At 66.7% G+C, this 23,362-nt stretch carries 15 protein-coding genes; 2 read left to right on the top strand and 13 right to left on the bottom strand.

The genetic code is table 11. The features are described 5' to 3' along the window. Positions 1–5 precede the first annotated feature (5 nt). The 13 genes from nuoH to EPN33_06405 all read right to left on the bottom strand — a co-directional run bounded on the left by nuoH (position 6) and on the right by EPN33_06405 (position 20,080). The gene (gene nuoH, locus EPN33_06345; GenBank protein TAN23102.1) at positions 6–977 is read right to left on the bottom strand and encodes an NADH-quinone oxidoreductase subunit NuoH; all 972 of its coding nucleotides are present in this window, start codon (positions 975–977) and stop codon (positions 6–8) included. Beyond that, complete coding sequence (gene nuoG, locus EPN33_06350; protein TAN23103.1) at positions 974–3,715, bottom strand: NADH-quinone oxidoreductase subunit NuoG; 2,742 nt, start codon at positions 3,713–3,715, stop codon at positions 974–976. The genes nuoH and nuoG overlap by 4 nt, the downstream gene beginning before the upstream one ends. A 118-nt stretch (positions 3,716–3,833) precedes the next feature. Beyond that, on the bottom strand, positions 3,834–5,108 hold the full coding sequence (locus EPN33_06355; protein ID TAN23104.1) for an NADH-quinone oxidoreductase subunit F: 1,275 nt from the start codon (positions 5,106–5,108) through the stop codon (positions 3,834–3,836). After that, positions 5,101–5,577: an NADH-quinone oxidoreductase subunit NuoE gene (gene nuoE / locus EPN33_06360; GenBank protein TAN23105.1), complete on the bottom strand. Its 477-nt coding sequence runs from the start codon at positions 5,575–5,577 to the stop codon at positions 5,101–5,103. The genes EPN33_06355 and nuoE overlap by 8 nt, the downstream gene beginning before the upstream one ends. A 40-nt stretch (positions 5,578–5,617) precedes the next feature. After that, complete coding sequence (locus EPN33_06365) at positions 5,618–7,480, bottom strand: NADH-quinone oxidoreductase subunit C/D (protein TAN23106.1); 1,863 nt, start codon at positions 7,478–7,480, stop codon at positions 5,618–5,620. A gap of 140 nt (positions 7,481–7,620) precedes the next feature. Continuing rightward, positions 7,621–8,256, bottom strand: a complete 636-nt coding sequence (locus EPN33_06370; GenBank protein TAN23107.1) for an NADH-quinone oxidoreductase subunit B — start codon at positions 8,254–8,256, stop codon at positions 7,621–7,623. Between the two features lie 8 nt (positions 8,257–8,264). Then, positions 8,265–8,672, bottom strand: coding sequence for an NADH-quinone oxidoreductase subunit A (locus EPN33_06375; GenBank protein ID TAN23108.1), 408 nt, complete (start codon positions 8,670–8,672; stop codon positions 8,265–8,267). 1,621 nt (positions 8,673–10,293) lie between these two features. Further along, a complete protein-coding gene (locus EPN33_06380; GenBank protein TAN23109.1) occupies positions 10,294–11,520 on the bottom strand; it encodes a glycosyltransferase in 1,227 nt (408 codons plus the stop codon). 144 nt (positions 11,521–11,664) lie between these two features. Then, positions 11,665–12,441, bottom strand: a complete 777-nt coding sequence (locus EPN33_06385; GenBank protein ID TAN23110.1) for a glycosyltransferase family 2 protein — start codon at positions 12,439–12,441, stop codon at positions 11,665–11,667. After that, positions 12,438–14,183: a hypothetical protein gene (locus EPN33_06390; GenBank protein TAN23111.1), complete on the bottom strand. Its 1,746-nt coding sequence runs from the start codon at positions 14,181–14,183 to the stop codon at positions 12,438–12,440. Before EPN33_06390 ends, EPN33_06385 begins: the two co-directional genes overlap by 4 nt. Positions 14,184–14,528: 345 nt before the next feature. Beyond that, positions 14,529–15,701 carry a GNAT family N-acetyltransferase gene (locus EPN33_06395; GenBank protein TAN23112.1) on the bottom strand — a complete coding sequence of 391 codons (1,173 nt, stop codon included), beginning with the start codon at positions 15,699–15,701 and terminating at the stop codon, positions 14,529–14,531. Positions 15,702–15,734: 33 nt separating this feature from the next. Next, complete coding sequence (locus EPN33_06400; GenBank protein TAN23113.1) at positions 15,735–19,592, bottom strand: hypothetical protein; 3,858 nt, start codon at positions 19,590–19,592, stop codon at positions 15,735–15,737. Then, positions 19,589–20,080 (bottom strand): hypothetical protein, encoded by a 492-nt coding sequence (locus EPN33_06405; GenBank protein TAN23114.1) that lies wholly within the window; start codon positions 20,078–20,080, stop codon positions 19,589–19,591. The genes EPN33_06400 and EPN33_06405 overlap by 4 nt, the downstream gene beginning before the upstream one ends. 221 nt (positions 20,081–20,301) lie before the next feature. Here EPN33_06405 and EPN33_06410 point away from each other — a divergent pair, with 221 nt between their 5' ends. Next, positions 20,302–21,420: an energy transducer TonB gene (locus tag EPN33_06410; protein ID TAN23115.1), complete on the top strand. Its 1,119-nt coding sequence runs from the start codon at positions 20,302–20,304 to the stop codon at positions 21,418–21,420. Between the two features lie 7 nt (positions 21,421–21,427). Further along, positions 21,428–23,356: a hypothetical protein gene (locus tag EPN33_06415; GenBank protein ID TAN23116.1), complete on the top strand. Its 1,929-nt coding sequence runs from the start codon at positions 21,428–21,430 to the stop codon at positions 23,354–23,356. The last annotated feature ends 6 nt before the right edge of the window (positions 23,357–23,362 follow it).

Below are 23,362 nucleotides of genomic sequence, written 5' to 3' on the forward strand. Positions count from 1 at the left end.
GAGTGCTACTTGAGCGCGACGACGATGGCTCCTGTCACCAGTAAGTTGGCCAGGGCGAGCGGCAGCATCAGCTTCCAGCCCCAGGTCATCAACTGGTCAAAACGCGGGCGCGGCAGGGCCGCCCGCAAGAGGATGAAGAAACCGATGAAACCGAACATCTTGATCAGGAACCAGACCAGGCCAGGCAGGCCCGGACCCAGCCAGCCGCCGAAAAACAGCACCGTGATCAGGCAGGAGATGAGCGTGACGCCCAGGTACTCGCCCACGAAAAACAGGCCGAACTTCATGCCCGAGTACTCACTGTGGAAGCCGGCGACGAGTTCGGATTCGGCTTCGGGCAGATCGAAGGGCAGGCGGCGGGTTTCGGCGACGCCGGCGATGAGAAAGAGGACGAAGCCCAGGAACTGCGGAATCACAAACAGCATGTTCTTCTCCTGGGCCTGCACAATGGCGCCCAGGCTGAAGGAGCCGGCGAGAATTACCGTGCCCATGACCGCGAGGCCCATGAAGACTTCGTAGCTGAGCATCTGGGCGGCGGCGCGCATGCCGCCGAGGAGCGAATACTTGTTGTTCGAGGCCCAGCCGCCGATGACCACGCTGTAGACGCCGAGCGAGGACATGGCGAGGAAGAACAGCAGGCCGATGTTGAGGTCGGTGACGACAATGCCGGAGGCGAAGGGCACGACGGCAAAGCCCATGAGAACGGTGGCGGCGACGATGGCGGGCGCGACGATGAAGGGCCATTTGTCGGCGAAGGGCGGAATCCAGTCTTCCTTGAAAAACAGCTTGACGGCGTCGGCGAGGGGCTGGAGCAGACCGAAGGGGCCGACGCGGTTGGGACCGTAGCGGTCCTGCCAGACGGCGAGCAAGCGGCGCTCCACCCAGATGAGGAAGGCGGCGATGTTGAGAGCGAAGAAGAGGATGCCGAGCAGGGACCAGATCGGGTACGGGCTGACCAGGTTTACCAGTTCCTTCATCGCGCCGCCTCCGCGGGTTCGATTTTGGTCCAGGCGGGCAGGGCGGCACCGTCGAAGGCGGTGAAGCCGGCGGGGACGGTGGCCAGGCTTGCGGCCAGGCCGGGGACGATGCGGAGGGGGACTTGATAGGCGCGGCTGTCCAACTCGATGCGCATGGGCTGGCCGTCACGCCAGCCAGCGGCGGTGGCGGCTTCGGCGCTCACGCCGACGTAGGCGGCGGGGGAGAGCTCGGCGATCGCTTTGCCCAGGCGGCTCAGCTCGTCGGAGCCGAAGAGGTGGTGGGAGCGAAGGGTGAGGAAGCTGCCGGGGGTTTGAGGGAGGGGTGAACTTATGGGGCCCTGCTTCGCGCTGCGCGCTACGCAGGGCGCCCCGTCGAAGAGACGGACACCCGCGTCGCCACCGCGTATAGATTGGTTTACTTCACTCTGGTAGCCGAGTTGCGATTGGGGCGAGTTCCAGCCGGGGCGCCAGAAGAAGGCGGTGAGGGCGGCGGGGGGCTGGGCGTTGTAGCCCTCCATGGTGAAGCTGAGGGCGGTGTCCTCATCTACAGGGGGCTTGGGCTCGCTGACGCTGATATCGGCGTCTTTCGCGGTGCGGCCGCTGAAGCGATGGGTTTCGCGCGGCATTTTCTGCTCGGCCAGGCGGAAGCTGGCGGCCGGGGCGGCGTCGCGCACTTTGGCCAGCGCGGGTTCCGACGCGGCGAGTGAGGCGAGGAGACCGTCGAGCTCGACGTCGTGATCCTGGGCTTGCTCCAACCAGCGCCAGGACTCGCGGATTTCCGGATTGGGCGACAGTACCTGGAAGAAACGCTGGGCGCGGCCTTCGTTGCTGATGAAGGTACCGTCGCCTTCGGCCCAGCTTGCGGCGGGCAGGACGAGCTCGGCGGCTTGAGCGGTCGAATGGGTGACCTGATCGAGAACGACGAGATGGCGGCGGGGGTTGCCGACTTCATCGAGCGGCGGGACGCGGAAGCGGGTGAGAAAGGCTTCGACGGCGGCGGCAGGGGCACGGCGCTCGAGGTCGGTTTCGAGCACGATCACGGTTTCGATATCGTCGAAACGGGCGAGATCGAGACCCTCACCCAAGGGGCGCGGGTTGAGCAGCGCCAGGCCGAGGGAGTTGGCTTCCGGAACCACGAAGCTGAGTTCGGGCTTGCGGCCACGCTTTACCAGCTCGGCAGCGACGGCAGCGGCGGCTTCAATCAACGCCGGGCTGCCGCAGCTTGTTCCGGCGATGATTAACGGGCGATCTGCGGCGAGCAAGGCAGCGAAGATGGGGCCGTTGAAGTCGAGGGCGAGACGGGCGAGATCGTCGGGGGCGGCGTGATGGCAGGCGGTCGAGATGTCATCGAGCTTGGTGGCGGCGGGGGTGAGCTGGAAGAGCGGGCCGTGAGCGTCCTGAATGGCTTCGCGGGCGGCGTGGTCGAGCCAGTGCGGAATTTTGAGGGGATCGCAGATTTCGCGCAGGGGCTTTTTGCGCATGGCCTGGCGGAGGCTGAGGGCCATGCGGGCGGCGGAGTTGGTGAGGTCTTCGCCCAAGACCAAGGCAGCATCGCAGTTTTCGATGTCGCGCAGGCTAGGAACGTGGGCGAGGCCGGAGCGCATCAGATCGAGGATGCGGTTGATCAGCGCCAGCTCGTTGTCGCGCATGCCGGCGAAGAAGCGGTCGCGGCCGACGAGTTCACGGAGGGCGAAGTTGGATTCGAGCGAAGCGCGCGGGGAGCCGATGCCAATCATGCGGCCGGGGCGGCTCGCGCCGCTTTTATCGGGGCTTCGCCCCGCGGCCTCCCGCTGGTCGGCCTCCCCCCATCGCGCCGCTTGAGCTGCGACGAGGTCGCGCAGGTGGTTGAGGCCGGCTTCGGCGGTCGTGGGGACGCCGCGGACGACGGCCTGACGGATGCGCTGATCGGAGGCCAGATATTCGTAGGCGTAGCGGCCGCGGTCGCAGAGGAAGTAGCCGTTGATCTCGCTGTTGTAGCGGTTGAAGGTGGTGCGGACGCTGTTGTAGCGTTCGCCGGGTGAGATGTTGCAGCCGAGCGAGCAATGGGCGCAGACCGAAGGGGTCCAGCGCAGGTCCCATTTGCGGGTGTAATGATGCTTGAGGGTGGCGTCGGTGAAGACGCCGGTGGGGCAAACCTCGACCAGATTGCCTGCGAACTCGCTGGCCAGCACGCCGTCCTGCTCGCGGCCGAAAAACACGCGGTCGCTGATGCCCAGCGCGTCGAAATCGCGGCCGCCAGCGTACTCACGATAGAAGCGCACGCAGCGGTAGCACTGGATACAGCGGTTCATTTCGTGGTGAACGAAGGGACCGAGGTACTGATTGCGGAAGGTGCGTTTCTGGAAGCGGTAGCGGCGATAACTGTGGCCAGTCATCACCGTCATGTCCTGAAGCTGGCAGTGGCCGCCTTCATCGCACACGGGACAATCGTGGGGATGGTGCACCATCATGCCTTCGATCACCGAAGAGCGGAAGGCGACGGCTTCGGGATGCTCGATCGAGATGCGGAGGCCCTCGCTCACCGGCGTCATGCAGGACATCACCAGGCGGCCGTGCTCATCGTGCTCATCCTTGAGCTGCTTGACGGCGCACTGGCGGCAGGCGCCGACGGAGCCCATGGCGGGGTGCCAGCAGAAGTAGGGCAGGTCGAAGCCGAGCGAGAGACAGGCCTGGAGCATGGACTGGTTCGCGCCCACTGTGTAGGGGTGGCCGTCGACGATGATGTGAACGCTAGGCATGAGGGGCAAGTGGCTAGTGGTTAGTGGTTAGTGGCTAGTGGCTAGTGGCTAGGAAGGCTCGGAAGTTGTGGCGCACCCCGGGCGCACGGCAGGACTGACGGCTGATGGCTGATGGCGATTACGCATCCCAGCCCTCGTGCGGGCAGCGATGCTCGCGGATATGGTCTTCGAAATCCTGGCGGAAGTGCTGGATGCAGGAGCGGAGGGGGTCAGCGGCGCCGGGGGCGAGAGCGCAGAAAGTCGCGCCGGGACCCCAGAAGCTGGCGAGATGTTCGAGCTTTTCGATGTCGCCGGGCTGGCCCTTGCCGGCTTCCATGGCGTCGAGGAGACGGCTGGCCCAGCCGAGGCCGGACCAGCAAGGGGTACACCAGCCGCAGCTTTCGCGGGAGAAGAAGTCGATCAGGTTGGCGACGACGCCGACCAGACAGGCACGGTCGTCGAGGATGATCATGGTGCCGGTGCCCATGCGGCTGCCAACTTTTTGCGGCGCGCTGAAGTCCATGGCGACATCGAGATGATCGGGCGTGAGGACAGCCGTCGAGGCGCCGCCGGGCAATAGGCCGCGCAGCTTGAGGCCATCCTGCATGCCGCCGGCGAGATCGAGGATTTCGCCGACCGTGGTGCCCATGGGCAGCTCCCAGAGGCCAGGGCGCTTGACACGGCCGCTGACGCCATAGATTTTGGTGCCGCCGTCGGTGGTGCGGCTGAGCTTTTGATACCACTCGGCGCCGTGGCGCAGGATGGCAGGCACGTTGCAGAGGGTTTCAACGTTGTTGACTACCGTGGGCTTGCCCCACAGGCCGCTGATGCCGGGATAGGGCGGCTTGGTGCGGGGGTTGGCACGCTTGCCTTCGAGGGCGTTGAGCATGCCGGTTTCTTCTCCGCACATGTAGCGGCCGGCGGAGGTGTGCAGATAGACGTGGACATTGCCCAGCGCCTGGGCGGCGTTGGCCTCGGCGATGGCATGCCGCAGACGTGTGGCGCAGAGGGTGTATTCGCCGCGCAGGAAGATGTAGGCGGTTTCGGCTTCAACGGCGCGGGCGCAGATGGCGATGCCTTCGAGGAGGAGATGGGGGTTCTGCTCCATCAATAAGCGGTCTTTAAAGGTGCCCGGCTCCATTTCGTCGGCATTGACGGCGATGTATTTGGGCTTGGGAGCATCCGGACCCATGGGCAGCACCGACCACTTCATACCAGTGGGAAAGCCGGCGCCGCCACGGCCGCGCAGGTTCGAAGCCTTGACCATGGCGACAATGGCGGAAGGCTCGAGCTGGTTCGCCGCTGCGAGACCCTGGTAGCCGTCGCAGGCGCGGTAGGCCGCGAGATCGAGCGGCGTGCCGTCGGCACGGAGGTGGCAGGTGAGCGGGTGGGTGAGTTCGTTGGGCTCACTCATATTGCTTGAGCACGCCCTCCACGGCGCCGGGATTGCGTTGCGGGTCGAGGTCGCGATGGAGATCGTCGTCGACCATGAGGACGGGGGCGTGATCGCAGGCGCCCAGGCAGACGATGGGCAGGAGGGTGAACTTGCCGTCTTTCGTGGTTTCGCCGGGCTTGATGCCGAGGGTGGATTCGAGCTTACGGCAGAGGCGGCCGTAGCCGGTGAGATAGCAGCTCACGCCATCGCAAACCCAGATGACGTGCTTGCCCACGGGCTTGCGCAGCAGCAGATTGTAGAAGGTGCAGACGCCTTCGAGCTCTTCGCGGGAGAGCTCGAGGAAGCGGGCGACGTCGTCCATGGCTTCGTCGGACACGTGGCCGCGATGCTTTTGGACAATCTTGAGAGCATCGATCGCGACCGCGCGTTTATAGGGGTAATGCGCGACTTCGGACTGGATTTCGGATTGTTCGGCCGGGGTGAGCATGGGGTATTTCAGTATGTCAGTATTTCAGTATGTCAGTAACTCAGCGGTCGATGTCGGCGAGGACGAAGTCCATGGCGCCTAGCACTGCCAGCAAATCGGGGATCATGTGGCCGCGGCAGAGGAGGGGGAGGGTTTGCATGTTGACAAACGAGGGCGTCCGGACGCGGGTGCGGTAGGAGTGGCCGGAGCCGTCGCTGGTGAGGTAATAACCGTTGTTGCCTTTGGTTGCTTCGATGGCGCCGAGGGCTTCGCCCTCGGGCATGACGGGACCCCAGCTTACGCCGAGGAAGTGGGTGATGAGGGTTTCGATGTCGTGCATCGTTCCGCCGCGGCCCTCACCCGTGGGGGCGCCGGAGCGCTCCTTGAGAGGAGGGGTGGCGCGGGGGTCAGAAGACTTGTAGGGACCGTCGGGCATGATTTTCATGCACTGGTCAATGATGCGCATGCTCTGACGCATTTCTTCGACGCGGACCTCGGCGCGGCCGTAACAGTCGCCACGCTGGGAGGTGGGGATGTCGAAGTCGAACTGCTCGTAACCACCGTAGGGCTGTTTTTTGCGGAAGTCCCATTCGAGACCGCTGGCGCGGAGGTTGGGGCCGGTGACACCCCAGTCAATGGCGTCGGCGACGCTCATTTTGCCGACGCCCTGGGTGCGGGCCTTGAAGATGCGGTTCCCCATCACCTCGTGATCGTATTCCTTGAGGCGCTTGGGGAAATAGTTGAGGAAGTCGCGCATCATGGTGTCCCAGCCGTGGGGCAGGTCCTGGGCGACGCCGCCGATGCGGAACCAGTTGGGATGCATGCGCGCGCCACAGATGGCTTCGATGAGGCCGAAGGCGCGCTCGCGGTCGTTGAAGGTGAAAAAGACGGGAGAGAGCTGGCCCAGATCCTGGGCGAAAGTGCCGTACCAGACGAGATGGCTGATGATGCGGAACAGCTCGGCGGTCATGATGCGGATGACCTGCGCGCGGGGAGGAATCTCGATGCCGCCCAGTTTCTCGACCGCCATCAGATAGGCGAAGTTGTTCATGACCCCGGCGAGGTAGTCGATGCGGTCGGTGTAGGGGATGTAGGTGTGCCAGGTCTGGCGCTCGCCCATTTTCTCCGCGCCGCGATGGTGATAGCCGATATCGGGAACAACATCGACGATGGTTTCGCCATCGAGCTGCAGCGCCAGCCGGAGCACGCCGTGGGTGCCGGGATGCTGCGGGCCGATGTTGAGGAACATGAAGTCGGTATCGCCGGCGCTGCGCTGCATGCCCCAGTCTTCGGGATTGAAGTGCAGCGTAGCCTGCTCCTGATCGACTTTTTCTTCCCAGAGGCGGAAGGGGCCCATTTCGGTGGCGCGGGCGGGATGCTCCTTGCGCAGAGGATGACCGTTCCAGGAGCGCGGCATGAGGAGGCGGCGAAGATGGGGATGGCCATCGAAGCGGACGCCGAACATGTCGTAACACTCGCACTCGTACCAGTTGGCGGAGGGCCAGATGCTGGTGACCGAATCGAGATGCAAATCGGCGTCGCGCAGCGGGACCTTCAGGCGGAGATACTCGTTGCGGCCGAAAGAGAACAGATGGTAGACGACGGTAAATTCTTCCCGCGGAGGGCGCGGCCAGTTGGGGGGCGCGGGCTTGCGGCTGCGCTCGTCGACCGCGGTGAGGTCGTAGAGCATTTCGTAGCGCGGGGAGGCTTCATGCTTGAGCCAGCGCAGAGTGTCGCGGGCGTGTTCGCGGGTCAGCCAGAGAGTGGGGATGCCGTCGCGGGTGGCCTCCTGCGCGAGGACGGGCAGGCGTTCGAGGCCGGCAGGCAGCGCTACCGGCGCGGCAGGGCGCGGCGGCTGCGTCCAGTGTGGGCCGCCCGAAAGGGCGTCTCCCAAGGGCACTGGTTGGGGGCCGTCAGATTTCATCCGGGTTCTTCAACTCCTTGATTGGCGCGGGCCCCAGCGCGGCTCCGCCGCGCGTCCCGCTTATGCTCGCGCCGGGTTGGGGACCCCGCTCGCCCCAACCCGGCGCTGCGCCCCTCTGTCGGAAGGCTCGGGGTTGGGCTTCAGATTTCATCCGGATTCTTTAGCTCCGTAGCAGCCATACGGACTTTGTCTTTGCGATCGCGGTGCGAGGGCATCGCGGGGCGGATGGTGCGTTGCTCGCCGACCACCCAGCTCAAGGGACGGCGCTCGGTGCCGACGGCGTCGCGGAGCAGCAGGATGCCCTCCAGCAGGGCGTCGGGACGGGGCGGACAGCCGGGGACGTAGACATCGACGGGCAGGAACTTGTCGACTCCCTGGACGACGCTGTAGATGTCATACATGCCGCCGGAGTTGGCGCAGGAGCCCATGGAGATGACCCAGCGCGGCTCCATCATCTGCTCGTAGAGGCGCTGGATGACGGGCGCCATTTTGATGAAGACGGTTCCCGCGATGACCATGAGGTCGGCTTCGCGCGGGGTGTTGCGCATGACTTCGGCGCCGAAGCGGGCGAGGTCATATTTGCTGGTGATGGAGGTCGCCATTTCGACGAAACAGCAGGAAAGACCAAAACCGAAGGGCCAGATGGAGTTTTTGCGCGACCAGGCGAGGAGCTGCTCCAGGCGGGTGAGCACGACGGAGCGGCGGACCTGCTGCTCGGCTTCATCGGGCAGGAGCTCGAGCGGACGGGTACCGCTCTGCTCGCCGGGCTTAGTCATCCAATAGTTCAAATGTTTACCTCGGGCGGCTTGGAGCCGAAGGAGCGGGTGCGGGCAGGACGGAGCAGTTCATTCCATTCGAGCGCGCCGATACGGGCCAGATACCAGAGCGTCAGGAGCAGGATAACGATGAACGTCGCGATTTCAGCGTAGCCGAACCAGCCGGCGTCGCGGGCGACCACCGCCCAGGAAAAAATGAAGGCCGACTCGAGGTCGAAGACCACGAAAAACATCGCTACCAGATAGAAACGGGCGGAGAGGCGGACTTGGGCGCCGCCGGTGGAGGGCACACCGCCCTCGTAGGGCAAGGCGGTCGCGTGCTGCCGGTGCCGGCCGCCCAGCAGATACGACAAGCTGAGCATGGCCACCATCAACAGGATCACCAGAACGAAATAAACGACCAGAGGCCAGAGCATTTCGTGATCCTCTCTTCGGATGGTAGCTCTTTAGGTGAGCGGGAGGCAAAGGGGAAATTGCGAGTTTCCGTTTCGAGTTTCGAGTTGCAGTGGCACAGTGGGAGGCGGCGGCGGGAGCCGTGCGGCGGCAAGTTGCGACGGACACGAGAGAGGAATATGGGCGCGGTTGTTGGGTTGAACTGGGGTTGAGGCAGGAGCACGCGAGCCTGTTGCGACGGATTCGGGCGCTGCTAAGTGTGCCAGGCGTTATTAATCGCGGGCGCCCAGCGCGGCTCCGCCGGCAAACGACGCACTGCGTCGTTGTGCCCCGCTCTCTATGGATCTCCAGACCGCTTAGCCGGGGACCCCTACGCCCCGGCTGCGCTGCGGAAGAGCCGCGGGGGCGGAAGCGGTAGGAGGGGTTGAGGGCGCGCTGGACGAGGACGGCGGTGCGGGCGGGATTGGTAAGATTTGATCGGGAGCAGGCGCCAGTGGCGCCTGCTCCCCCAGCGCGGCTGCGCCGGCAAACGACGCACTGCGTCGTTGTTCCCCGCTCTCTGTGGACCTCGGAGCCGCTTCGCCTGGGGCCCCTGCTCCCCGGCTGCGCTACGCTGAAAACCTTCGGGTCGTCTGGCGGCTCATCGACGAAGCCGTGGCGGCGGTTCCATTCTTCCACGGACTCGGGGTGGTAGATGGGGAAGCCGTTGGGGCCGATTTCGGGAGGCGGCGGGGGTGGAAACTCGCTGTCCTTGTAGAGCTCGGCCACCCAGTCGGGTTGGGGCCGGGGACCGGCTGGGGGTTTGGGCTTGGGCTTGGGCTTGACGTCGGGGCCGGGGAGGAAGGCGTCGGGGGAGAGTTGGGCGAGGCTTTCCTGCCATTTGAGGAGCGTGCCGAGGCCTTTGGGATCGAAGGTGAGTTCGGAGAGGGCGCGCCAGTAGGAGTACTTGCCGGGAGACTGGGCGCGGGCCTGGTTCATGAGCGCCACGCCGTCGAGGAGCAGGCGCGAGGACCAGGAAATGCCGAACCAGGCGCGGAAGTTGGGATCGCGGCACCAGCGGTAGTAGGTGGTGCGGGGGATATTGGCGGACTTGCAGAGGGCCAGGGTGCACTGGCCGGAGGGGTTTTCGTGGATGTAGTCCAGCAGGCGGCGCTGGGCGGAGGAAGGCTTGAAAGGCTCGGAAGACATGTAGGCCTCCAGGACCGTGGAACAGTGGTTAGTGGCTAGTGGCTAGTGGTTAGTGAAGGCTCGGGGGGCGTGAGGGCCTCAGGGACCGGGGCGGGGATGGGGTGACCTTCGGCGATGCGTACCCACGATGTGCGGCGGGCTGCCCGCGGGAACGGGGCGCGTTCCTCAGAAATTGGGGGCCAATAAGTTAGAGGCGGAAAATTGTACTTTGGTTGCCTCGCAACGTGAGCTGGGCAGAGCAGTGGCTCGCCACTTTTTGCCCTGGTCGCTCCCGTTGGTCGCTTGGAGTGCGGGCTTCGATTCCCTGCGGGGTCCGCCCGCTAGCGCTCAGGGCTCCTCCAAGCTGCCGCCAGTCGAAATAGCGCCTCGGGGCGGAGGCGACGGGGTGATCCGGGCGGCGGGCGATCAGCAATCAGCGATCAGCGATCAGCCTGCGGTGGAAGGGCTAAGTTTGGGTTAGGCGGCGCGGGCGCGGACGGCGCGGGGCGGGCGGCGCCAGGTCACGGCGGCGTTGGAAAAATAATTCCAGGCGGAGGCCAGGGCGATGCCGACGGCGAGAGCCGCGGGCCAGGGCAGGAGCTCAGCGAGCAAGGTCACGCTGGCGGTATTAATCCCGAGGCCGACGAGCGAAAGAGTGTAAAAGTGGGCGAGGCGCCTGAGACGATCGCGCACGCTCGGGGCGGCGGAGGAGGCATCACGAAAGGTGTAGAACTCGTCGCCCAGGAAATTGTTGCCGATGGCAATGGCCGAGGCAGCGGCGGCGGCGAGAGCGGTGGATGATGTCAGGTGATGCAGAAGCCAAAAGGCGAGGTAGTTGACGGCGACGCCGGTCAGACCGACGGCACCGAAGCTGATCATGCGGCGGACTTCGCCGGTGGCGGCGGCGAGGGAGGCGACCTGGCGCAAAAAGCACCAGGTAGGGCGCCAGCCTGCCTTGCTGCTGCCCGCGGTGCGCTGGCCGAAGCGGAAGGGGACTTCGGCCACGACTTGGGGCCCGGCGCGGGCGAGCAGCTCGAGTAGAATCTTGTAGCCCCGGGGCCGCAGGGCATCGAGCGCGGCGGCGTGGCGGCGGACGAGGAAAAAGCCGGACATGGGGTCGGTGATGCCGGCGAGCGTGCCCGGAAGCATGAGGCTCGCGAGCCCGGTGGCGGCGCGGGAGCCGAGGCGGCGGGCTTTACCCCAGGCTCCGAGCGCTCCGCCAGCGGTGTAACGGCTGGCGAGGACCAGATCGGCGTGGCGCTCGTGCAGGGTGAGCAGCAGCTCGGTCAACAGCTCGGGCGGGTGCTGCAGGTCGGCGTCCATGCAACCGAGAACGTCTCCGCGGGCGGCACGCCAGCCGGTCAGCACGGCGGTTGACAGGTCGCAGTCGTGGTCGCGCTCGATGAGCCGCAGCCAGCCGAGGCCGGAAGGTGGCTCGCCACTATTTGCCCTGGTCGCTCCCGTTGGTCGCTTGGAGTGCGGGCTTCGATTCCCGGCAGGGTCCGCCCGCTGGCGCTCAGGGCTCCTCCAAGCTGCCGCCACTTGGAGCCTGCGGATTTCCTGGCGGGTACCGTCCTGGCTGGCGTCATCGACAATCAGCAGCTCGAATCGCTCTCCGGTGGCGGCCAGTGCGGCGGCGGTGCGCCGGACCATGGGCTCAATATTGGCGCGCTCATTGCGTGTGGGAACTACGAGTGAAACCATGCGGTAGGTGAGATGCACGCGGAACGGGGCACGACTACCGGAGGGGGCGGCGGTCAGCTTGTCAGCGATCAGCTTGTCAGCGGGGCCGGGGTGGCCGACGGTACGCGGAAGGGCGTTACCGCCTTGGCGGCGGGGTGTGGCTTATCAGCGGGCGCGGAGGGTGGAAGGCGACTTTGGGGGTGCGGCGCCCGGGGCGTAGAGGCTGCGCCAGGCGGCAGTGCGGATGACGAACACGTCGGCGAACATGCGGGCGCTGTCGCGGAGGAGATGGATCTTGGCGCCTTCGGCGTGCGACCAGGCAAGGGGCACTTCGGCGACGCGGAGGCGGGCGCGGCGGGCAAGATAGAGCAGCTCGGGATCAAAACCCCAGCTGTCGATGCGCTGGCGCGGGAAGACGGCCTCGGCGGCGGCGCGGGTGAAAAGCTTGAAGCCGCATTGGGTGTCGGCGAACGGCAGGCCCAGGGCGAAGCGGACGAGGCGGTTGAAGAGGCGTCCGGCGGCTTTGCGGAGGGGCGGCTGACGCACGGCGATCTTTCCGCGGCGGCTGCCGATGGCGATGTCGGCCCCAGCGGCCACCGCCGCTTCGAGGTGTTCCAGTTCTGCGATGGGCGCCGACAGGTCGGCGTCGGTAAACAGGCGGAGCGCGCCGCAAGCTTCGGTCATGCCGCGGCGCACGCAGAAGCCTTTGCCACGGTGACCGACCGGGGCGAGGATGCGCCAGGTAAGCTGGGGCGTTGACGGCGGCAGAGGGAGGCGGGGAGTGGCGTCGGTTGAGCCGTCATCGACGATGAGGACTTCGAAGCGCTGGGGGCGCGTGTGGCAGTAGGCTGCGATGGCGGCGAGGGTTGCGGGGAGGCGCTGGGCTTCGTTGAAGGCAGGGATGACGATGCTGATTTGCGGCGGAGGGAGAGTAGCGTTCATGGCAGGGCCAGGCGGTTCATGGGGATGATGATGCTGTGGTCGAGCGTCATCATGGGCAGGACGAGATTGCGGGCGGTGGGCGGGGAGGCGCCGGGGCTTTCGTAGAGCGAGACCACGATGCCCTGGTTCTCCGGGGTGTTGGCGTGGATGGGGAAGGTTTCGATGAGGCGGTAGGGAGGCTGGTGGAGCACCGCGCGCAGGTAGCGTTCGGAGGGCAGCAGGTCGGGGCGGTTATCCACGATGACGTAGCGGATGCCATAGGCGGCGAGTTTCTGGCGCACCTGGGCGGGGGAATGCACCAGCTCGCGCAGGCCCCAGGCGCGCTCCACGTCGGTGACGTAGAGGAGCTTGCGCAACACGATCCAGTGGCGGCCGGGATCGAGGGCGCGGGTGTAAAAGATGAAGTTGCCGAAGTAGCGTCCGTCGAAGGCGACGAAGGCGGGCGCGTGGGCCGGACGGGGCAGATGGACGACGGCGTTGGCCACGGCGCGGTAGCCGGAAATCGAGGGCCGCGCGAAGCGCCAGCCCATGACGGCGCAGGTGAGCAGGAGGGCTGCCAGCACTGGCGCGGCAGCACGCTTCGCCCAGCGGGGTGCGTCCGCAGGCCGGGCCGTTGACCGACGCAGAGCGCATAGCGGGACGGCGGCAAAGAAGACGAAGGCCGGCGCCCAGTAGAGGACATAGCGGCTTTCCTTGTGGGGGATAGCGAGAAAGGTGAGATATACGGCGGCGATCCAGAGGGCGATGCGGCGGGATTCTATTGATAGGCGCGGGGCCGGGTGTGGCTGCGCCACACCACCCGCTTCACGCTCGGCCGGGCTGGGGACCCCGAGAGCCCCAGCCCGCCCTGCGCGTTCCTCTGATAGGCACGGGGCCGGGCACCACCAGCGCCAGGAGGCGAGGCCGATGAGACTGAGGATGAGCACCGGCCAGGTGATCTGCGCTGGCAGGATGCGGACATAGCGGACGTATGTGGCCAGGCTGGTAAAGCTCATGCCGCGAGCTAAATCTGTACCCAGAAAACTGTGGACCAGTTTCGTACTCACGATGAGGTACGGTCCGGCGATCACGACCACGATTGCCACCGCCGCCAGCATGGCTTTGGTCGCAATCCAGCGGAGCTTTTTCTCGAAGGTCAGGGTGAGCAGACAGTAGACGGGGATGAAAACACAGTTTTGCTTGGTCAGGACAGTCAGGGCGGCGAAGAAGGCGAACAGCAGCAGCGGCCGCGCGGCGCCGGTGCGCAGATAGCGCAGCCAGTAGAAGATGGCGGCCAGCGCCAGCGCCAGCAGGGGAATTTCGAGCACGGCCGACTGCTCAAACAGCAGCATGTGGGGCAACAGCGCGAGCACGAAGGTTGCCGCCGCAGCGGCATAGGGTCCGGCGATCTCATTCACCAGACGAAACCAGAAGGCCAGGCCGAAGAGCACAAACGCGAGCACCGCCAGCCGCGCGGTCACCGCGGTGGGGCCGAAGAGCGGAAAGAACAGCGCCTCTTCGAGGTGAAACAGGGGCGGCCAAACCAGAATGCCCAGATTGGGGTAATGCGCGTACCAGACGTTGGTGTAGGCGCGCAGGTGAGTTACGGGCAGGTCGCGGAACAGATCGGCAAAGTACAGGCCGGTTATGGCGTGGGCCTGCTCGTCATGGTTGAGCAGGAACTCGCCCCGCCGGATGCCGTGAAGGAGGAAGGGGAGCACGGCGAGGAGCACGAGCATCATCCCGAGCCGGTGGCTCGCCACTTTTTGCCCTGGTCGCTCCCGTTGGTCGCTTGGAGTGCGGGCTTCGATTCCCGGCAGGGTCCGCCCGCTAGCGCTCAGGGCTCCTCCAAGCTGCTGCCGGCGGCGGGGCCTTGCTTGGCGCCCGGGGCTCCGCGCCGCCTCGGCCGAAGTGGGGGGGGTAGTTGGTGGGAGCACGTTGGCTGCGATGCTTACCCGGAGGCGGGCTGTTGCTCCTCGAGCGATGCAAAAAGTGGCTCGCCACTTTTTGCCCTAGTCGCTCCCGTTGGTCGCTTGGAGTGCGGGCTTCGATTCCCGGCAGGGTCCACCCGCTGGCGCTCAGGGCTCCTCCAGGCTGCCGCCACTGGTTTAGCAGCCGCGCAGGCGCCGGATCAGGCGCTGGGCACGGGGCTTGAGCTGATGGCGGGTGAGCCAGCGTCCGCATAAGCGGGTGAGGCGGAGCGAGCCGGCGTGGGTGGAGCGGGCGAGCCAGGGGTAGAGGCCGGGACGAAAGTAATAGATGGTGGCCTCCTCGAAATGGCTATTGCCGAAGTACTGCTTCTGCGGGCCGCGGCAGCCGAGGTCGAAAACCGTGGGTGGGTCGTGGAGAAACATGTCCTGCAGGGCCAGCCAATGGAGCACGGTGCCTGCATCCCATTTGGCCCACTCCGGGTCGTAACCGATGCAAGCGTAGTAGTAGCGGCCCTTGTATTGGTAGCCGAGCATGAACGAGCAGGGGGCATCGCCGCACCAGAGAATATAGGCGCGCAGCCAGCCCTGGGCGGCGGCGGTTTCCAGGCGCGGGCGCAAGCGTGCGGGATCGCGAAGCCCCGCTTGCAGGAGCTTGTGCTGGTACGAGCGGCGCGAAATGGCGCCCGCGATCGCAAGGAAGGGTTCAACCTCGGCAGGAGAGCGGTAGCACTGGAGGCGGACCGGGCCCTTTAGCTCCAGATGCCGCAGTTCGCGCTCGCGGTTCTTGCGCGTCTTCGCAGAGAACTTGGAGGCGTAGGCGGAAAATGTCGGCGGAAACTCGATCAGATCGTGCGGTACCGGTGGCGCGGGCTGGTAGCGTCGTAATCCGAGGGCCTCGGGCTCGCGCTGCTCGAGCCAGCGCCAGAGGTGTGTGGATACCGGAACGGTGAGGCGCAGCAGATCCCAGCCGCGGCGCTTGCGCAGCAAGGCGGCGAACAGGCAGTGGTAGGCTGCGTCGCTCTCGGGCAGGCGTATTTGCTCGCCTGCCAACTGCACCACGCGGGGGTGAAATTGCAGGACTTTCAACTCGCCCAGGCAGCAGCTCAGTTCGGTGCGCTGGAGCCGTAGCGGGAGGACGTGGTAGCCGCTTCCGGACTCCAGACGCACCCAGCGCAATGCGCCGGGATAGATTTGCTCGAACGCAGCGCACCAGTCGGGATCGGATCCAAGGTCGTCTCCGCAGCAGCGGGCTTGCGTGGCGCGCCAGGCCAGCTCGACCTCGGGACGACTTGCCGTCCAGGTCGCGGCCCAAGCTGGCTCGGGGAGCGGCGGGGGTGTCGCGGTCGTCATGCCGATGTGGCACAGCCACCTCTTGCTGGGCCGTTAGTGGAGGATGCGGATGGTGTTGTTGAGTTTGTCACTGAGGAGGATGAAGCTGCCATCGGGGGCGAGGGCGATGCCGAAGGGGTTGTTGTAGAGCACGGGGCCGGTGAGAGTGCCGGGCTTTTCGGTGAAGGCGCCATTCTGGACGGCGAGGATGGCCTCGCCGGGCGAGGTGGAGGGCCAGCCGGCCAGGGTATAGACCTGCTGGGTGGCCAGGTCCATGACGCGGAGCAGGCCGACGTCGGCCTCGGCCCAGTAGAGGCTGCGGCCGTCGGTGGCGACGAAGGCGGGAGTGCAGAGGGTGGCGTTGCCCACGGGGCCATCGACGTTACCGCAGGCGTTGGCTTTGCCCACGACGGTGGTGACGACCAGGGTCGAGAGGTTGAGTTCGCGGATGGTCTCGCCCTCGAAGTCGCTGATGTAGATGTTCTGGTGGTCGGGCGACCAGGCCATGCCGTTGGGCTCCTGGAAGTGGGCGGCGGTGCCGATGCCGTCGAGCTCGCTGTTGGAGCCGCTGCCGGCGATGGTAGAGACGGTCGAGGTGGTGAGGTCGATCAGGCGGATGTCGTCGTTGCCGGCTTCGGCGATGTAGAGCTTGGTGGCATCGGGGGAGAGGAGGATGCCGTAGGGGTGGTTGAACTCGGCCTGGGCGGCGGGGCCATCGACGTGACCGGCGGAGCCGAAGACGCCGGCGACGGTGGAGACGGTCGAGGTGTTGAGGTCGAGCTTGCGGATGAGACTGTCGCCGGTATCGGAGATGTAGATGACGTTGTGGGTCGGATCCCAGGCGAGGGCGGCATCTTCAAAGAAATTGGCCTGATTGGCGGGACCATCCTTGTAGCCGAGGCCGGGGCCGGCGACGGTTGTGACCTGAGTGGTGGCGAGATCGATTTTGCGGATGGCGCCATTGCTGGAGTCGGCGACGTAGGCGACTTTGCCGTCGGTGACAATGCCTTCGGGCTGATCGAACTGGGCGACCGAGGCGCCGTTGTAGCCGCTGCCGGTGCCGACGCCATCGGCGCTGCCGCGGTCCGGCGCTGCGCCGGCGAGGGTGGTGACGGCGGCAGCAAAGCCGCCATCCTTGGCGACGGTGAGGGGATTGCTGACGGCGACCTGGCGGAGCAGGCCATTGAGGCTATCGGCTACGAACAGGGTGGTGGTGCCGGTGCCGTTGCGGTCGGGGAGGGCGGTGAGGCTGTTAGGGAAGTAGAAGCGCGCGGCGGAGCCGGAGCCGTCGGCGCTGCCGGAGGCGAAGGCGCCAGCGACGGTGTAGACGGTGGGATTGGGGCCGAGCACGAGGGCGCGGATGGCGTTGCGGTCGGCGATGTAGAGGATGTTGACGCCGGGGTGGGGGTCCATGACGAGACCGGTGGGGGCTTCGAAGGTAGCAGTGGCGGCGGGGCCATCGGTGTGGCCCTGGGTGGTGCTGCCGGCGACGGTGGTCACGGCGCCGGTGGCGAGGTTGAGCTGGTCAATCTCGGGATTGCAGGCGTCGCTGAAGAAGAGGTTGGCGCCGGCGGAGTCAATGGCGAGACCCTGGGGCACGCAGAAGCCATGGCTGGCGACGGTGGAGACGGCACCGGTGGCGATAACGATTTTGCGGATGCTGTCGTTGCCGGCATCGGCGAGGTAGAGGGTGGTGTGATCGGGGGAGATGACCAGGCCTTGAGGATGACTGAAGCGGGCGGCGGCGCCGACACCGTCGGCATTGCCGGGCTGGAAGGGGGTGCCGGCGAGGACGCTGGAGGTATCACCGGTGCCGAGGACGTGGGCCATGATGTCGTCTTTTTGATCGTCGGAGATATAGACGGTTTTGTTGGCGGGATCGAAGGCGATGCCATCGCCTTCGCCGACGGTGAAGGTGTAGGCGGTGTCGCCGATGAGGGTGGTGACGGCGGCGCTGGCGAGGTTGAACTGGCGCAGGGCCTCACCGCGCAGGTCGGCGAAGAACAGGTTCTGGCCGCCGTCGCTGGTGACGGCGCTGGGATAGAGCAGCGCTGCGGCGCCGGTGCCATCGGCAAAGCCGGGACCGCCGGGGGCGCCGGCGAGGGTGCTCATCTGGCCGGTCCAGCCGGTGACGGTGAGCAGGACGGTGGCGGTCTGGACGATGGGATTGCCCTGGTTGTCCTTGGAAGTGCCGGTGACGGTGATGGGCACGGCGCTGACGGCAAGGGAGATGGGCGCGGAGGTAAAGGTGACCTGGACGGGACCGCTGGCGGTGAGGCTGGCGGGGGCAAAAGTGATGCCCACGTTGGGAGGCGCGCCGGTGGCGGTGAAGGTGACGGGATTGGCGAAGCCGGCCGAAAGCGTGGCTTGCAGGGTTACGGCCTTGGAATCGGCTTTGGCCAGGGTGAGGGAGTTGGTGGTGGGGGAGAGGGTGAAATCGTTGGGCGGGACCTGGAGGGTGATGGTGGCGCTGGCGGATTTGGTGGCGTCGGCCTGGCTGGTGGCGGTGATGGTCTCGGTGGCCGGGGAGGGCATGGTTTTGGGGGCGGTGAAGACGCCGTTGGTGTCGATGGTGCCGAGGGAGGCGTTGCCGCCGGCGACGTTATTGACGCTCCAGGCGACGGCGGTGTTGGCGCCGCTGCCGCCGGAGACGGTGGCGGTGAAAGTCTGCGTCGAACCGAGATTGACGATGGCGCTGGTGGGGGAGATGGTGACGGAGATGGGGATGAGCAGGGTGACGACGGCGTTGGCGCTGACGCTGGGATCGGCGACGGAGGTGGCGGTGACGTTGACGGTCTGGGTGCCGGGGGCGGTCGCGGGAGCAGTGTAGACGCCGGCGGGGGTGATGGTGCCGACGGTGGAGTCGCCGCCGGTTTTGCCGTTGACGCTCCAGGTGACGGCGGTGTTGGTGGAGTTGGTGACGGTGGCGGTGAAGGTCTGGGAGGCGCCGAGCGCGAGCGAGACGGTGGCGGGCGCGATGGTGATGCCGACGGGCGGGACGATGGTGACTTTGGCGCTGGCGGATTTGGTGTTGTCGGCGTTGCTGGTGGCGGTGATGGTTTCCGTGGCGGGCGCGGGAACGGTGGCGGGCGCGGTGAAGACGCCTTTGGCGTTGATGACGCCGAGGGTGGCGTTGCCGCCGGCGACGCCGTTGACGGCGAAGGTCACGCTGGTATCGGTGGCGCCGGTGACGGCGGCGGTGAAGGCGAGGGACTGGCCGATGGCGACATTGGCGCCGGCGGGAGAGAGGGTGACGGTGACGGCTTGCTGCAAGGTGACGGTGGCGATAGCAGAGATGGCGGGATCGGCGACGCTGGTGGCGGTGACGGTGACCTGTCCGGAGCCGGGGAAGGTGGCGGGCGCGGTATAGAGGCCGGTAGCGGAGATGGTGCCGTAGGTGGCGTTGCCGCCCTGGGTGCCCTGGACGGACCAGGTGACCGAGGTATTGGTGGTGTTGGTGACGGTGGCCTGGAACTGGACGGTGCCGCCGGGGGCGACGGTAGCGGTGGCGGGGGTGAGCGTGATGGCCACCGGGGCGGTGAGCTTGACCACCGCGGTGGCGGTGGCATTGGCGTTGGCGACGCTAAAGGCTTCGACGTCGACCTGGCCGCCGGTGGGGACGGCTTCGGGGGCCGAATAGAGGCCCTGCTGGGTGACGGTGCCGGTGGTGGCGTCGCCGCCGAGATGGCCGTTGACCTTCCAGACCACGGCGGTGTTGCTGGCGTCGGCGACGGAGGCGGTGAACTGCTGCTGGCCGCCGCCGGCCTGGAGGGTGACGGTGGTGGGGGAAATACTGACGATGGGTATGACGGGCACGGAGGCGCCGCAGCCCCAGGCCGCCAGACTTACGAGCGCAATCAGCGCCAGCGCGTAGAAATAGGAGTGCTTCGGCATGGGGGGGAAACTCGTCACTGGTAGAGGTATTTCAGCCGTTGCCATTGATGGATGGCGTGAAGGGTGGATTTCAGCGCCAGGCCGTGATAGACGATGGGGACCATTTCGAGGGCCATGGCCCAGCGGGGATGGCCGCTACGCTCGAGGCCCAAGGCGGGCGAAGTGAAGGCGAGGATTTCGAGGGGGGCTTCGATCAGCCAGGCGCGGGTAGCCGAATAGGGGTGACAGCCGTTGACGGAGCGGGAGCTGCGGATGAGGATGTCGGTTTCGCACAGGCCCATGTCGCGGGCTTCGCGCTCGAGGCGGAAGTGATCGAACATGAGCAGGCCTTCGCCGGCGAGCTCGACCAGGAAGGGACGGTGCCAGCGGGTTTCGATTTCGTGATGTTCGGCGCAGCCGAGGCAGGGGATATAGCCCTGAAGAGATTGGGCTACGGCGGGAGAGGCCAGCCAGCCCAAGACGGCGAGGGAAGCAATCAAGATGCCGTGGCGGCGCGAAGATTTCATGACGGCAACTCCGTTTCAGCACTGGATTGGAATTGCGGGCCGGGCATGGGGATGGCTGAGGCGGAGGGCGTTTCCCACCGTGGAAAGGCACAAATCCACTTTTGGTTCTGGCCGCAAATGCGCCAATACAGGCTGCCGCCCAAGCGGGCCGAGCGTGGGGCCGGGGGGAGCCGCAACCTTGCTCGGGGAGGGGCGCATCCTCTGATGCAGAGCTGCTACGAATGTCCCCACTGGTTCTGTCACACGCCCGCAGGAGCAAACGGGCAGCGAGTGGTTCGCACGCGGGCGGACGCGCGCCGGAATGGCGCGGGGAGACGTTTCTACTGGCGGGCGGCTCGCTGCCGCTGGGAGCGGAGGAACAGCAGCGGCGGCGGCAGGGGTTGGGGATCAGCGTGGTGGTGCAGGTGCTGGTGGGGGTGGTGCTGGCGGCAACGCTGACGATCGGGTCGCCGCTGGTGACACTGCCGCAGGCGGAGCCGGAGCAGGTTCAGATGTTGCTGTTATGGACGCCGCCGGTCGAGATGCCGCGGCTGCCGCGGGCGGCGGCGGTACATTATCGCCAGCCGAAGCGGGCGGCGCGAGTGCGGGTTCCGTTGCCGCAACCGGAGAAGAGGGTGCGGCCGGTGCGGCTGCAGGCGGCGCCGCACGTAGGGCTGCCGGGGGCGGCGCCGCGGCTGGCGGCAGCGGCGCTGCCCCCGCCCCCGCCGCCGGCGGTGAAGCTGGGGGAGTTCGGCGATCCGCACGGGATTCCGGCGCAGGCGGGCAAGCCGGTGCCGGTGCCGGTGCTGGGGCATTTTGGGCGGGCGGCGGCGGCGGCGGCGCCGGATCCGCCCGACCCGCCCTCGCGGGCGCAGGTGGGGGTGGCGGGGTTTGCGGGAACGGGGGCAGCCCGCGGCGCGGCGCCGGTGCGGCGGGCGGCGGCGGTGCAGACCGGCGGGTTTGGTGCGGCAGCGGCGGGCACGACGGAAGCAACCAGCGCGGGGGCGGGAGGAGTGCGGTTGAACGGCTTCGCCGCGGCGCAACCGGCGCGGAGGACGGAAGCTGCCGAGACGAAGGTGGCGGCGCCGGCGTGGGTGGCGCCGCGCATCCTTTCCTGGCCGGCGCCGGCGTATACCGCCGATGCCACGCAGCATCACATTCAGGGCGAAGTGGTGCTGCGGGTGCGGCTGGGGTCGAACGGTCAAGTGACGGTGTTGCGACTGGTGCAGGGACTGGGACACGGGCTGGATGCGAGCGCAGAGGCGGCGGCGCGGCAGTTGCGCTTCCGTCCGGCGGAGCGGAACGGGCAGCCGGTGGACTGGACCGTGCTCGTGCATATCCAATTTCAGCTTGCCAATTGAGGCGCATATGAAACCGTCGCGCACCCTAACGATTTTGCTCGCTCTGGCAGTGTTGCTGGTTGTGGCGCCCGCGGGCGCGCGGGCGGTGGCACAGCCACCTCTTGCTGGAGCCGCCCTCCCGCTGCCACCCCAAGCCGCGTGCGGCTTGGGGGCCCCGGCGCTGGTCGGGCTGTGGCTGGGCTTCGCTCCCCGGCAACGGACGCCCGCAGGTGCTCCTGGCGTCTCCAAGTTGCCGCGACAGGTGACGGCGCCGCCGCCTCCGGCGGTGACGGTACCGGGCGCAGGCGCGATGTCGGCCAGCGCGCTGGCGGACCAGATTCTGGACCGGATGAGCGCGCACGAACGGCAGTTGTACAAGCGGATGCAGGAGATGCGGCCGCGGGTGGAGACCTACATGCAGAACCTGCGGGCGGATGCGGTGCTGGGCGAGGTGCCGACGGCGGACCGGTATTATCTGGGAATTCTGCATTACCGGCAGGGGAAGTATTCGTCGTCCAGTTTTTTGCCGGAACCGCGGCAGGCGTGGCGGCGCTGGATTGGTCCGATCGATGATGCGATTACGGCGCCGGCGCGGCACATTCTGGATCTGGATGTGTTCCGGAATTCGTTTCCGCAGATGCTGTTTCCCGGCGGCGACCATTTCGACCGGCAGCATTATCGCTTTGCGTATGTGCAGCGGGCGTTTCTGGGGCAGGTGCGCTGCTATGTGTTCGACGTGGTACCGCTCGACGTGCATGCCAAGGGGAGCTTCTGGGGGCGGATCTGGATCGAGGACCAGCACGATTTTCTGGTGCGGTTCAACGGCAGCTTCTGGGAAGACCGCTATGGGCATCCGGACCTGCACTTTGACAGTTGGCGGGTGAACGTGCGGCCGCAGGTGTGGCTGCCGACCTACGTCTATACGCAGGCGCACGATCTGGGCTACGGCTTGTTCCGGCAGGCGCGCTTTCAGGCGCAGACGCGGCTGTGGGGCTATGACCTGACGGCAGGCGGGCATCAGCAGGAGTTGACCACAATGTCGATCGAGGGCGCGGACATGGCGATAACGGCGCCGCCGCCCAAGCCGATGTCGCCGGTGATTGAGGAACGGGAATGGGAACAGCAGGCGGCGCAGAACGTACTCGACCGGCTGATGCAGGCGGGACTGCTGGCGCCGCCGGGGCCGGCGGACCAGGTGCTGGACACGGTGGTGCAGAATCTGGAAGTCACCAACAAGCTGGAGATTGCGCCGCCGGTGAAGTGCCGGATTCTGCTGACCACGCCGCTGGAGACGCTGACGGTGGGGAACACCATTGTGATCAGCCGCGGGCTGATTGACAGCCTGCCGGACGAAGCGGCGCTGGCGGCGATGCTGGCGCACGAGCTGGCGCACATCGCCCTGGGGCAGCGCATCGACACGCGCTACGCGTTTGCCGACCGGATGCTGTTTGCCGACCGGGAGAGTTTGAAGCTGCTGGATCTGCGGCGCACACCGGTGGAGGAACGGCAGGCGAATAGGCTGGCGGTGACGCTGCTGGCGAACTCGCCTTACAAGGACAAGATGGCCGAAGCGGGGTTGTTTTTGCGGCAGGTGGCGGAGCGGGAGAAGCTGTCGCCGCATTTGTTCAACCCCAACCTGGGGAACGGCTGGTTCAGCCGTGACTACCTGACGCGGCTGCACGCGCTGGAGGTGAAAGCGCCAGCGCTGCAGCAGGCGAGCGTGGGGCAGGTGGCGGCGCTGCCGCTGGGCGGACGGATTCTGGTGAATCCGTGGGACGACAGCATCGAGATGGAAACGCCGGCGCCGGTGCGGTTGCTGTCGGCGCGGGAGAAGATGCCGCTGCAGCTCAGCCCGTTTTTCCCGGTGCTGCGGCGGTATAGCGCCGCGGACCCGAAGGCGGCGGCGAGCGCGAAACAGGGGACAGGGGCCAGGGGTCAGGGGTCAGGGGGGGGATAGGGAAAA

Source organism: Acidobacteriota bacterium, assembly GCA_004299485.1.
Taxonomy (GTDB): Bacteria; Acidobacteriota; Terriglobia; order Terriglobales; family SCQP01; genus SCQP01.

Coding starts and splice junctions, on each gene's coding strand:
- nuoE (TAN23105.1), bottom strand. CDS start 5,577: ATGCTCACCCCGGCCGAACAATCCGAAATCCAGTCCGAAGTCGCGCAT.
- EPN33_06375 (TAN23108.1), bottom strand. CDS start 8,672: ATGCTCTGGCCTCTGGTCGTTTATTTCGTTCTGGTGATCCTGTTGATG.
- nuoG (TAN23103.1), bottom strand. CDS start 3,715: ATGCCTAGCGTTCACATCATCGTCGACGGCCACCCCTACACAGTGGGC.
- EPN33_06415 (TAN23116.1), top strand. CDS start 21,428: ATGAAACCGTCGCGCACCCTAACGATTTTGCTCGCTCTGGCAGTGTTG.
- EPN33_06355 (TAN23104.1), bottom strand. CDS start 5,108: ATGAGTGAGCCCAACGAACTCACCCACCCGCTCACCTGCCACCTCCGT.
- EPN33_06370 (TAN23107.1), bottom strand. CDS start 8,256: ATGACTAAGCCCGGCGAGCAGAGCGGTACCCGTCCGCTCGAGCTCCTG.
- EPN33_06395 (TAN23112.1), bottom strand. CDS start 15,701: ATGACGACCGCGACACCCCCGCCGCTCCCCGAGCCAGCTTGGGCCGCG.
- EPN33_06365 (TAN23106.1), bottom strand. CDS start 7,480: ATGAAATCTGACGGCCCCCAACCAGTGCCCTTGGGAGACGCCCTTTCG.
- EPN33_06410 (TAN23115.1), top strand. CDS start 20,302: ATGTCCCCACTGGTTCTGTCACACGCCCGCAGGAGCAAACGGGCAGCG.
- EPN33_06380 (TAN23109.1), bottom strand. CDS start 11,520: ATGGTTTCACTCGTAGTTCCCACACGCAATGAGCGCGCCAATATTGAG.
- EPN33_06405 (TAN23114.1), bottom strand. CDS start 20,080: ATGAAATCTTCGCGCCGCCACGGCATCTTGATTGCTTCCCTCGCCGTC.
- nuoH (TAN23102.1), bottom strand. CDS start 977: ATGAAGGAACTGGTAAACCTGGTCAGCCCGTACCCGATCTGGTCCCTG.
- EPN33_06385 (TAN23110.1), bottom strand. CDS start 12,441: ATGAACGCTACTCTCCCTCCGCCGCAAATCAGCATCGTCATCCCTGCC.